Origin of the sequence: Bordetella sp. N (assembly GCF_001433395.1) — a bacterium.
GTDB lineage: Bacteria > Pseudomonadota > Gammaproteobacteria > Burkholderiales > Burkholderiaceae_B > Bordetella_C.
The window spans coordinates 6543915-6556001 of record NZ_CP013111.1 but is presented as its reverse complement, the minus strand read 5'-3'; the positions used below and the strand labels follow the sequence as shown (position 1 = coordinate 6556001).

At 67.8% G+C, this 12087-nt stretch carries 10 protein-coding genes; 6 read left to right on the top strand and 4 right to left on the bottom strand.

Annotated features, from left to right (window positions below; all coding sequences use genetic code 11):
- Positions 1-21 precede the first annotated feature (21 nt).
- Positions 22-243, top strand: a complete 222-nt coding sequence (locus ASB57_RS28310) for a hypothetical protein (RefSeq protein WP_057655245.1) — start codon at positions 22-24, stop codon at positions 241-243.
- Between the two features lie 78 nt (positions 244-321).
- Here ASB57_RS28310 and ASB57_RS28305 read toward each other — a convergent pair whose 3' ends face one another.
- Together ASB57_RS28305 and ASB57_RS28300 are read right to left on the bottom strand one after the other, a co-directional pair.
- Positions 322-1080: a DUF4142 domain-containing protein gene (locus tag ASB57_RS28305; protein WP_197424876.1), complete on the bottom strand. Its 759-nt coding sequence runs from the start codon at positions 1078-1080 to the stop codon at positions 322-324.
- Positions 1081-1170: 90 nt separating this feature from the next.
- On the bottom strand, positions 1171-2445 hold the full coding sequence (locus ASB57_RS28300) for an ATP-binding protein (RefSeq protein ID WP_057655241.1): 1275 nt from the start codon (positions 2443-2445) through the stop codon (positions 1171-1173).
- 169 nt (positions 2446-2614) lie between these two features.
- Here ASB57_RS28300 and ASB57_RS28295 point away from each other — a divergent pair, with 169 nt between their 5' ends.
- A complete protein-coding gene (locus tag ASB57_RS28295; protein WP_082621901.1) occupies positions 2615-2998 on the top strand; it encodes a 2Fe-2S iron-sulfur cluster-binding protein in 384 nt (127 codons plus the stop codon).
- Positions 2999-3057: 59 nt separating this feature from the next.
- Entirely contained in the window at positions 3058-5193 is a 2136-nt protein-coding gene (locus ASB57_RS28290; RefSeq protein WP_057655240.1) for an FUSC family protein, read from the top strand.
- Here the strand turns inward: ASB57_RS28290 and ASB57_RS28285 are convergent.
- Together ASB57_RS28285 and ASB57_RS28280 are read right to left on the bottom strand one after the other, a co-directional pair.
- Entirely contained in the window at positions 5178-5723 is a 546-nt protein-coding gene (locus ASB57_RS28285) for a hypothetical protein (protein ID WP_082621900.1), read from the bottom strand. The genes ASB57_RS28290 and ASB57_RS28285 overlap by 16 nt on opposite strands.
- A 235-nt stretch (positions 5724-5958) precedes the next feature.
- A complete protein-coding gene (locus ASB57_RS28280; RefSeq protein ID WP_057655236.1) occupies positions 5959-7182 on the bottom strand; it encodes an aminotransferase class V-fold PLP-dependent enzyme in 1224 nt (407 codons plus the stop codon).
- A gap of 214 nt (positions 7183-7396) precedes the next feature.
- On the opposite strand from ASB57_RS28280, the gene ASB57_RS31830 reads away from it, so the two are divergent.
- From ASB57_RS31830 to ASB57_RS28265, 3 genes are all read left to right on the top strand, one after another.
- Entirely contained in the window at positions 7397-9445 is a 2049-nt protein-coding gene (locus tag ASB57_RS31830; RefSeq protein WP_369822768.1) for an NYN domain-containing protein, read from the top strand.
- Between the two features lie 43 nt (positions 9446-9488).
- Positions 9489-11291 carry a YdgA family protein gene (locus ASB57_RS28270; protein WP_057655235.1) on the top strand — a complete coding sequence of 601 codons (1803 nt, stop codon included), beginning with the start codon at positions 9489-9491 and terminating at the stop codon, positions 11289-11291.
- Between the two features lie 227 nt (positions 11292-11518).
- Positions 11519-12085 carry a Dps family protein gene (locus tag ASB57_RS28265; protein WP_057655233.1) on the top strand — a complete coding sequence of 189 codons (567 nt, stop codon included), beginning with the start codon at positions 11519-11521 and terminating at the stop codon, positions 12083-12085.
- Positions 12086-12087: the final 2 nt, after the last annotated feature.

Below are 12087 nucleotides of genomic sequence, written 5' to 3'. Positions count from 1 at the left end.
GACGCATGGGACTGGGGCACGATGAAAATCCTGACTAAGGAAACCCAGCGTTCGCGCGCCACCTTGTGGCTGGCGCCTCTGACGCAGGGTGGATTCCGGTGGGAAGTTGAGGTCGTCGACACGGGTAAGACGACCGTGCCCCATGTCATCCAGTCCGAGCACGTTTTTCGTACGCCAACCGATGCCGCGCTGGATGGCATCAAGGCGATGGAGTCGATGGAGATATCCACCCGATCCCACTGACGGAAGATGAGCTAAGGAAAACGCACCGCCACGCGGTGCGTTTTTTTTCGCCTATGGCAGGGCAGATCCTGCCTTGCGCTACTTGCCCGGGACGACGCTCGCGGGCGCGGTGGGCGAGGCGGGGGAGACCGGGGACACCGGCGCCGCCGGGGATTTCTGCGACGGCGTGGTGGGCATGGGCGCCGGGGTCGGTGTCGAGCCGGGCGCCGGCTGATGGTCGCCCAGCCAGCCAGCGGGATGACTGTTCAGCACGGTAGTCCGCAAGGCCCGCCCTTTTTCCAGATGCGCCTGGAGGATGGGCAGGTTCTTCTCGGCAAAGGCCTTGATGTCGCCATCCCTGGCATTCCTCGCCGCGTTGGTGAACAGCTTGACGGCGTCGTTGTGCGCCGTGACGGCCACTTTTTCCACGAAAGCGCGGTCGAAGCGATTGCGCTGGGAATTCTGCAACTGCCTGAGCACGGACTGCTGGGCCCGCGACGGCTCGGTGGGCAAGGTGGCGCCCTTGCTGGCAGCCAGGGCCTCCAGCGCCTTGCCGACGTCCGTATGATCGTCGACCATCATCTGGGCATAGGCCTTCACATCATCGTTGGTCGACTGCGCCAGCGCCAGTTTGCCGGCAGCGACCTCGAACAACCCCGCCTGCGCCGCCTGCAACAGGAAGCGCTGGTCGCCCCGCGCCAGATTGGCGGCGTGGCTGGCCCCCGCCGCCAGCAGCAGGGTGGCGCATAGCAGCGCATTGCCGAAGACCTTCCATTTGAGCGTGCGCCCGGGCCTGCGGATGAGCGCGGATTCGGGCGTGCGGGTGAACGTGCATTCGAGCCTGCTGAAGTAAGCCATGGTCATCTCCCAGGGTATCCCTACCCATCAAATCCCCATTCACCGCTCTTCAATACTCTTCATCGGCACAGCTCGGGCCCGCGCCCTTTTTCAGTGACGGCTCTCCAGCATCTCCGCCACCTTGGCCGTCAGTTCACCCACCTCGAAAGGCTTCATCAATATGGACATGCCCGGTTCCAGGAATTCGCCGCCGCCCACCACGGCATTGGCCGCGTAGCCGGTGACGAACAGAACCTTCTGGCTGGGCTGTAATTCCCGCGCGGCGTCGGCCAGCTGGCGGCCGTTCAGGCCCGGCAAGCCGACGTCGGTCAGCAGCAGATCGGGCATGACACCGCCCCGCAGCACGGTCATCGCGGCCGCCGCGTCGCCCACCGCGATGGTGCGGTAGCCGGCATCGGACAGCACCTGGGTGACCAGGTCCCGCACCATGTCGTCATCGTCGACCACCAGCACCAGCGGATTGGCGCCCGCGGTGACGAGATGCCCTTCCGTCTGGATGGGCTGGGGCAGATCCACCACCTCGGGCAGCAGGATGCGCAAGCGGGTGCCCTCGCCCGCGCGGCTCTGCAGGGAGATACTGCCGTCGGACTGCTTGACGTAGCCATAGATCATGGACAATCCCAGGCCCGTGCCCTGGCCCATGGGCTTGGTCGTGAAAAAGGGATCGAAGGCGCGTTCGCACACATCCGGCGTCATGCCGCTGCCGTTGTCGGTGACCGTCAGACAGGTGTAGGTGCCGGGCGGCACGTTTTCCGCGGCGGCAGCCTCGCCGGCCAGGACCACGCCCGTCAGGGACAAGGACAGCGCGCCGCCTTCACTCATGGCATCGCGCGCATTGGCGGCCAGGCCCAGCAAGGCGCTTTCCAGCTGGCGCGGATCGCACAGGGTGGGCGCCAGGTCGGGCGCCACCTCCATGTGCAAGGCGATATTCCCGCCCAGCGCTTCGCGCAAGGCGGTCTCCTTCGAGCGCAGCAGGGCCGCGACATCGACAGGCTTGGGGTCGAGCGATTGGCGCTGGGCAAAGGCCAGCAGGCGGTGCGTCAGTCCCGCCGCGCGCCGGCCGGCGGCCATGCTGGCGTCGATCAGGCGGCCGGCCTTGTCCGCCTCGCCTATCGCCAGCCGCCGTTGCGCGAGCTGCAAGGAGCCGAGCAGGCCTTGCAGGATGTTGTTGAAGTCGTGGGCCAGGCCGCCGGTAAGATGGCTCAGCGCGTCCAGCTTGCGTTGCTGGAACAGGATGTCCTGGGGCAGCCGCCCGAGTTCTCCGCGACGATCCTCGGTGCGCGTCTCGTCATCGAGCTCCTGGGCTTCGAAAGAGATCGGGGGTGGCCCCGGTACCAGCGCATTTTCTTCGGGACGATCAGACATGGACGGACTTCGGGTGAGGATAACTGGAGCACAAGCGGCAATGCTCGCACCCAGTGCATGGAGACAAAGTATCCCTGTGTTACGAAACGTTAATCACCCACGAGATGAAGCAATTCGGCTACGCCCTCCATGCGATGCAAGCACGGCGGCATCCGCCTAGAATGCCGGCATGGCTTCTCCCGCGTTCACGACTCAGGACCACCCGCCCCCCGCTCCGCCGGAAGACGGCAGCCATGCGGTCGTGTTGCTGACCAGCGGCTGGTCCTATCCGGCACGGGCGGACGAAACGCTGTTGCAGGCAGGCTTGCGCGCCGGCATCCGTCTGGCCAGCTCCTGCCGCAACGGCACGTGCCGCGCGTGCATATGCCATCTGGACGCCGGCGAAATCGCCTACATCGTGGAGCGCCCCGGCTTGAGCCGCGATGAAATCGACGAAGGCTGGATCCTGCCCTGCGTGGCGCAAGCCCGCGGCGATGTCACGCTGGCGGGGGACAGCGCCGAACGGGTGACCAGCACGGCATCCCGGCCCCTGCCCCTTGGCCCGCGGCGCTGACCATGCACTTCCCGCCTTGACCTCCCACGCCCACCCGCTCACACCAGACCGCCTGCTTCATGGCCAGTAACAGCTCCAGCTCGCCGCCCGCCCCGCGCCGTCTCTTTGCCCTGCCCGCCTTCATCGACGGTCCGGCGCTGGGCTTTGCCATCCGCACCACGGTGGCGTCCTTGCTGGCGTTCTATCTGGCGCTGCAGATGCAGATGGACAACCCCAAATGGGCTGCCATGACCGTCTGGATCGTGGCCCAGGGCTCGCGCGGCATGAGTATTTCCAAGGGGCGCTATCGGGCCATCGGCACCCTGGCCGGCGCGCTGGTGGCGGTGGCGCTGGTGGGCACGCTGGCGCAAGCGCCATGGCTGTTCCTCGGCTTGCTGGCGATCTGGCTGGGCATCTGCACGGCACTGGCCACGGGACTGCGCAATTTCAGTTCTTATGGCGCCGTGCTGGCCGGCTACACCGCGGTGATCATCGCCATGGACAGCGTGGCGCATCCCGAAGAGGTCTTCGATATCGCCGTCGCGCGCGTCTGCTACATCCTGTTGGGAGTGGTGGTGGAGGCCGTGCTGGCCGCGGTGTGGGAGCCGGATCGCGGCCTGGCCGACATCCGCCGCCGGCTCGATGACTATCTGCGCAAGGCCGCGGAGCTGACCCGCCGCATGATGAATGGCGAAGCGCCGGGCAACGCGCCGCATCGACTGTTCGTGGCGGGGCTGGACATGGATACGGCGGTGCAGTTCGCCGCGGCCGGCTCCCTGGAAGTGCGGCGGCGCCTGGGCCACGTGCGTGCGGCCACGGTGGCGACCATGGCGCAGCTGGTCGCCGCCCATGCACTGGCCGAGGACGAGCGCGGCGCCAGCCAGGACACCGTGCCGCCGGCATTGCGGACACTGGTCGGCGATATCGCCGCGCAACCGGCGGGGCACGCGGCGGCGGCGCGCGAGCAGGCGCGCCTGGCCAGCGCCACGCTGGCGGAGAAGATGGTGGCGTGGAACGGCGGCAAGGACTGGCGCGGCGCGCTGGCCGCCGACAAGCGCCTGGCCTTGCTGCGCGCGGTGGCGCTGGCCACCGAGCAGCGCGAGGCCGTCTGGCAGGCCCGACCCGCCCCACCGCGCGAACGCTATGCCACGCACCTGGACAGCGTTGCCGCCGTGCGCAACGGCATCCGCGCGGCAGCGGCGTTGATGCTCGCCGCCGCTTTCTGGATCGCGTCGGCGTGGCCGTCGGGGCCGGGCTTCGTCACCATCACCGGCGTGGTCTGCGCCCTGTTCTCGACCCGGCCCAATCCGGTCGCCGGGGGCATCGGTTTCCTGCGCGGCACGGCCCTGGCGGCCGTGGTGGCGATCCTGTGGGTCTTGCTGGTGATGCCCGTGGCGCACGGCTATGCCAGCTTCGCCCTGCCCCTGTCCATCGTGTTGGTCGGGGCCGGCCTGGCGATGCGCAAGCCCGCGACGGCGGCCATCGGCGCATCGTTTTCGATCTTCCTGTGGGACCTGCTGTCGCCGGGCAACGGCACCTACGGCAATGTCCCTGGACAGCTGAATGGTTCGATGACGCTGCTGGTGGGCATAGGCTGCGGCGTGCTGGCTTTCACCCTGCTGTTTCCCACCGACCGCCGGGCCACGCTGGCGCGCCTGCATGCCGCCATCCGCGCCGACCTGGCCGCTGTGGGACGGACCCGCCGCGTGCCCTCGGCCGCGCAGCTGCATAGTCGCACCGCCGATCGTATCCGCCAGCAGATGGCACAAGGGGTTCAGGTCGCGCCCGCCACGATGGCGCGTGACCTGGACGGCATCCTGGGGGCCCTGGCTATCGGTGATGCGGTGATTCGCCTGCGCCAGGCAGAAGGCGGACATGACGCGCACCGGGCCCATGGCGGGCACGGTACGGCGCGGGCAACTACGCTGACCGCGCGCGAGCGCGATGCGCTGCTGCGCCGTCTGCGCCGGGCCCAGTTCGGCGGAGTCGCTCGCGTGGCGACCCGGCTGGCCGACCGCCTGGCCCTGCGGCTGCCAGCCTTGCCGCCTTTGCCGCAAGGCGGCGCCACGCCAGCCGTGGAAATGAAAAAGGCCGCGTTGGACGCGGCCGGTGCGCGGATGGCGCAGTTACGCACGATACTGCTGTTGCGCGAAATCGCCGCCACCATCACGGCGCACCAGGATTTCCTGGAGGACAGGGATCAGCTGACCGAGTAACCGCGCCCGGTCATGCAGGCGGCCATCGCACGGTTATAGGAATCGACCTGCACATTGTTGGAATACTGCGTCACCGACGACGGGTCGAAACCGCTTTGATTGACGGCCCAGTTCTGGCATTGAAAACGATCCTGCGTCTGCTGCGCCTGCGTCTGGCCGCGGCTCGGATACGCGATCAGATTGCTGGCCGAAGGCGCGGCCGGCGGGGCGTATTCGGTTTGCGGCGCGGGCGCTGCGTACACCGGCGGTGCCGCATATACGGGCGGCGCGGCATAGACCGGCGCGCTGTACACAGGTGCGCTGTACACGGGCGCGGCGTACGTGGGCTGATTGGCGGCGATGATCGCGCCCGCGGCAACCAGACCCAAGGCACCCGCCACCCACCAGCCCCCCGAACCGCCACCGTGATGGCCGCCGTAGTAACCGCCGTGATAGCCGTGGTTGTAGTAGCCGCCGGCCAGGGCCGGGCTGCTTGCCGACGCGAACATCAGGGTCGCGGCGGCCAAAGTCGTGAGAGTGAGTTTCTTCATGTTCCTGCTCCGGACATCCGGCAAAGGGATGCACGTCTTTACTTTACCCAGATAAGTCTTTCTAAAGTGCGAAAAAACAAGGAAGGTTGAGGAAGGAAGTTTCAGTCCATTTCTTCCAGGTGGGAAAACTTTGCTGAAGCGGCAATTCGCCCACATTTGGTATCTGGACGGGACGGATTTTTCAGCCTGCATTCAGATTCGGGCGGCGAGTTCGCTGAGTCCGCTAAGCCGTTGGCTACAGGTCGCGCAGCGTGCGCAGCAGGGTTTCGATCTCGGCGTCCGTATTGTAGAAGTGCGGCGCGACCCGCACGTGGCCCTCGCGCGCGGCGGTGACGACGCCGGCGCGCAGCAGCGCGGCCCGGCACGCCGCGGCATCATGGCGGGGATGGCGGAACACGACGATGCCGGATTGGAAATCGCGCCGATCCGCCCCGCCTTGCACATCGCAACCGGCTTCCAGCAGACCCCGCGCCAAATGGCCGGCGTGCCGCAGCACCGCGGCCTCCACGCGCGCGGCTCCCGCCGCCCGCAGCAAGGCCAGGCTGGCGCGGGCACCCACGATGCCATGAAAACCGAGGATGCCCGTTTCGAAACGGGCCGCGCCCGCGCGCGGTTCGAAGCGGTGATCGAAATAGGAATCACGCGGCGTCAGGCTGCGCGGCCCCGCCGCGGACAAGGTGAGCCGCTCGGCCAGGCGCTCGCCCACGTAGAGCCAGGCCACGCCCTGCGGCGCCAGCAGCCACTTGTACGCATGAACGATCAGGGCATCGATGGGCAGGTCGGCCACATCGATGTGCAAAGCGCCCACGCCCTGCACGCCATCCACCACCAGCAGGATGCCGCGCTTGCGGCAGGCCGTGCCCAGGCGCGCCAGGTCCAGGCGGCAGCCGCTGCTGAATTGAACCCAGGACACGCAGACCACGCGGGTCGCGTCATTGCAGGCGGCCAGCAAGGCATCGACCTCGACACGGCCATCGACGCAAGGCACGGCGCGCACCTGCACGCCACGCGTCTGCAGGGTCATCCAGGGCAGGACGACCGACGGAAAGTCGATGGCCGGCACGACGACTTCATCGCCGGCCTGCCACGGCAGACCCGCCGCCAGCAGGCTGACGGCGGCCGACGCATTGGCCGCGTGCGCCACCTGATCCACCGCGGCGCCGATATGGGCGGCGAACTCCGCCCGGGCCAGGTCGGCGATCTCGTGCAGGCCCGGATGAGCCAGAGAGCCGCGCCGGCCCTGCTCGGCCAGGCTGGCGGCGACGGCCTGCGCGGTGAGGCGGGGCGTCGGGCCCAGGCTGGCATGGTCCAGATAAGCCAGGTCGCCGGCAACGGGAAAATGCGCGCGCCACGCCGCGCCATCGAGGGGGGCCGCCGCGTCGGGGAAGGCCCCGGCGCCTGGGGCGGCGGGCAAGGTGGCGGTAGCTTGCGTGACAGGTGCGATGGAGATATCTGGCATGTGGGCGACGAGGTGTAGCGACGAGTTGCGGCGACGATGTCTGGTGTTGCCACGCGCGGCCCGCGGACCGGCGCTGACTGGACGATGATAGCGCCGGCATCGAACAAAAGGCCCGGCGCTCGAGCAAAACGCCAGACTTAAGCGACAATAGGCGATCGGCGGACGTTCGACCCCGGCCATACCGGCCGGGCTTGCCGACCGCCCTGGAGAAGAAATGGCTGCATCCCACGAAAACGTCAGCATGGCGCTGTTCTGCGATTTCGAGAACGTCGCGCTGGGCGTGCGCGACGCCAATTACGAAAAGCTCGATATCCGGCTGGTGCTGGAAAAGCTGCTGCTCAAGGGCAGCATCGTGATCAAGAAGGCCTATTGCGACTGGGACCGCTACAAAGGCTTCAAAGCCGCCATGCACGAGGCCAACTTCGAGTTGATCGAAATTCCCCACGTGCGCCAGTCCGGCAAGAATTCCGCCGACATCCGCCTGGTGGTCGATGCGCTGGACCTCTGCTATACCAAGTCCCACCTCGACACCTTCGTGATCATCAGCGGCGACTCCGACTTTTCGCCGCTGGTTTCCAAGCTGCGCGAAAACGCCAAGTACGTCATCGGCGTCGGTGTGAAGCAGTCCACGTCGGACCTGTTGATCGCCAACTGCGACGAATTCATTTTCTATGACGACCTGGTCCGCGAGACCCAGCGTACGGCGGCGCGCCGCGATGCCCGTGACAACACGGCTCCCCGCCGCTCGCCCGAAGACGAACGGCGCCGCAAAGAGGAAGGCGATGCGCGGCGCAGCAAGGCTGTCGAGCTGGCCATTGAAACCTTCGACGCCTTGGCGACCGAACGCGGCGACAGCGGCAAGATCTGGGCGTCCGCGCTGAAGGACGCCATCAAGCGCCGCAAGCCTGACTTCAACGAGTCCTATTACGGCTTCCGCGCCTTCGGCAACCTGCTTGAAGAAGCGCGCGCGCGGGGCCTGCTGGAAATCGGCCGCGATGAGAAATCGGGCACGTTCGTCTATCGCAATGCCGGCGCGGGCGATAACGCGCAGGGCGGCGAAGGGGATAGCCAGATCGGCCGGCAGGATGCACGGCAGGACGGTCGGCAAGAGGGGCGACAAGAAGTCCGCCAGGATGGCCGGCAGGAAGGTCGCCAGGAAGGTCGGCAAGACGGCCGCCAGGAAAGCCGCGGTGACGCGCCGCGCTCCTCGCGCGGCCGCGGTCGCGGCAATCGCGACCGTCGCCCCGCCGCGCAGGCCGACACGATGTCGCCCCAGCCGCCCAGCAGCGACACCGACGTCGTCGCCATGCTCGCCACGGACGCGCAGGACGCACCCTGGCCAGTCGATGCGCCGGCCGACACCGGACTGATGGACGATCCCACGCCGGCCATGCAAAACGCTGCGGCGTCACAAGACACGGCGGCGGCGCAAGACGCCACGGCCAAGCCCAACCGCAAGCCGCACCCGGTTCCCGCTCGCACGGCCAAGGCCGCAGCGCAGAAGGCCGCGCAGGAAGCCGCGCGCGCCAACAACCCGTCGGCCGACCCGTTCGAATCCGCCACGTCGGCGCAAGACGTGTTCGTGCCCGCTCCGGTCAAGCGGGAGTTGTTTACACCCGTCGCCCGCCATTCCGACAATCCGTTCGCGGATGACGCCGCTGATCATGCAGAGGGCGGCGCGGAGCGCGCCACCGGAGGCCGGCGTCGAGGCGGTCGGCAAGGGAATGCCCGACAAGAGACTGGCCAGCAAGAAGGCGGCGTGGTCGCCACGGACGCCGAGCATAACGCCGCCGAGCCGGCCGCCAAGTCCACCTCGCGCCGACGCACTTCTGGCCGGCGCACGCCGGCGGCGCAAGAGGACGGCGTACGCGGTGCCGACAGAGCTGCCGCGACCGCTGACGCTGCGTCGGACGCTGCGTCGGACGCGGCGCCTGCCGCAAAGTCTGCTGCAACGCCTGCCGCTGCGTCGGACGCGGCGCCTGCCGCGCCGGCCCGCGCGGCCAAGTCCACCGGCGCGAGCCGGCGCGGATCTTCCCGCAAGGTGCCCGCACTGAGCATATCGGAGCGCGTGGCAGCGGCTTCCGCGGCAGCCGCCGCGGCAGCTGCCAAGGCGGCTCCCGCCGCCCCCGCCGCCCCCGCGGCCGCCGACAACGCCACCGACAACGCTGCCGATAAGCAAGCCGACAAGGCCGCCACCAAGCGCGCGCCGCGCAAGACGGCGACGCGGGCGCGTCGACCGCGCAAGGACGACGCGGCGGAATGAAGGAAAAGGACGCGCGCGCAGGACACCGGCGAGCAGGCTGCCCATGAACAAGACCATGAAGACCACCGCCGGCCTGCTGGCCTTCGTGGTCCTGCTGGGCGCCGGCTGGACGGAGGTTGCCTGGTACATCGGCAAACGCGCGCAGCGCGCCAGCGTGGCCCTGATCGACAGCGCCAACGAACAGCTGCACGCGGCCCTGCCCGGTGTCCCGCTTGCCATCGAGACCGAAAGCTACGACCGCGGACTGTTCTCTTCGCATGCACGCTATGTGCTGCAAGTGCGCCCGCCAATGTTGCCAGGTGTGCTGAAGCCGCCCAGCGGGGCTTATGCGCTGGCCTGGATCAACGTCGACATCGAGCACGGGCCCTACCCTTTGCGTCCGGCGGGCTCGCTGGACGGCAAGCCCGGCGCGCGCGGCGGAGCGGCATTGGCCGCGAGCCGCATCGCCATCGACATCAAAGGGGCGCCCGCCCTGGCCGCCGTACTGAACCTGCCGCAGCCCTTGTCGCTGGTCACGCTCGACGGCCGCTACGACTATCACGGCGGGATCGATTTCCAATGGCGCATGCCGCCCTTGCGCTCCGGCACGCAAAGCCCCGCGCAAGGCCAATTCATCAACTGGCACGGCGCCACCGGCAAGGGCCGCCTGGAGCCCGCTGGCGCACTGCGCATGACGGCCAACATCGATGGCCTGACCCTGAATGGCAACGGCACGGCCGGCGAAGCCACGGCCACGCCTTCCACCGCGCTGACCGATCTTGCGCTGACGGTGGACCTGGCCGCCAGCGGCGCCATCTTGCCACGCCCAGGCACGGTGACCCTGGACGTCAAGCGCTGGCGTAACACTTACCTGGACGACCGCGCCACAGTGCAGCCGTGGGAAGCCCGCGACCTGCATTGGCGCAGTCTGGTGGCAATGGAGGACGGCGGCCTGGCGCTGGATGTCGACTATCGCGTGGGCGGTCTGCGAATCGGCCCGGACGAGCTGGGACTGGGCAGCGGCCATGTGCGACTGGAGCATCTGGATAGCGTGGCGCTGACGCGCACCTTGAACGACCTGCATCTGCTCGGCAGCGCGTTCGTGTTCGGACAGGCGTCGTCCAAGGCGATCACGACCATCGTCGCGGACCTGTCACGCGCCGGGGTGACGTTGTTGCAGCACCAGCCCCGCCTGACGCTGGCAGGCGTGACCTGGCAATCACCACGAGGCGACAAGGCCGCGCTCGATACATCGGTGCAGATGGGGCCGAAGCCTGATCGGACGCTGAACGTCGATCCCTTATGGGGAGTGCTCGACATGATGCGCGGCTTCGATCTGAAGGCGAACGTCCCGGGCGCCATGCTGCGCGACTTCCCCACTCTGCGAGCGCGCTTGCGTGACAGCGGCATGTTCGTCATGCAAGGCGCGGACATGGTGGCCGCCATACATGCCGCTGAAGACAGCGCTGTCGTGAATGGCAAGGCTATGACGACGACGCAATGGCTGACGCCTTATGCCGGCCCGCGCCCGCGCAGCATCACGCTGCCGCCGCTGCCGGACACGCCCGGACCGCCATTACTGGGCATGCCCGGCGATATGCTGCAGCCCGATCTGCTGACGCCGCAGATGCTGAACCTGGATGGGCCAAATGCAGGCCCTCATGCAGGCTCGTATGCCGACCCGCCGTCACCGGACACGCTGTCGAATGTCCAGGACGTGACGGACGGGCTGCAGGATGCCGCGGCCCCCGCGCTGCCGGACGGTGCGGTGGATTCAATGGAGGCAGCGGATGCAGTGGATGCCGCCAATGCGGACATCGCCGCGCCGGCCGAAGTGCCCGAGGTGGCGCGTGCGCCGCGCCGCTGACGACCGGCCGGTTTGATCTGGATCATTGCGAAGCGCACCTATCGGCGCGCGGGCCCGGCCTCGCGCCGGATAACGCCTTGGTGCTATTCCCTGAGGCCGCATGACGAGCTAGACTGCGACATGGCTACCGGTTCGAGAACCCGACGTACCGGATGGCACCACGCCATGCTTCGCCTCTTCTTCATCCCTTTGTTTTCGTCATCCCCTTGTCAGACTCAGGTGACCCTATGAAAAAACCCGCCAGCTCGAGCAAATCCGCATCCGCCAAGAAGGCCAGCCTGGTCAAGCGCCGCCTGGCGCCCTTGGCCACGCCGTCCGATCTCACGGAGAAGGCTACCCGCGACCTCAGCGGTGCGCTGAACCAACTGCTGGCCGACGTCTTCGCGCTGTACTTGAAGACCAAAAACTTCCACTGGCACGTCAGCGGCCCGCACTTCCGCGACTACCATCTGCTGCTGGATGACCAAAGCGCCGAAATCTTCGCCATGACCGATCCCATCGCGGAACGCGTCCGCAAACTGGGCGGCACCACCTTGCGTTCCATCGGCCACATCGCGCGCAGCCAGCGCATCCTGGACAACGATGCGGACTACGTGCAGCCGCTCGACATGCTGGCCGAACTGCAGGAAGACAACAAGCAGTTGACCGCGTCCATGCGCATTGCCCACGACCTGTGCGACGAGCACGGCGACATCGCGTCCGCCAGCCTGCTCGAAAACTGGATCGACGAAACCGAACAGCGCACCTGGTTCCTGTTCGAAACCAGCCGCCGCGGCGACTCGACCGGTCATTGATG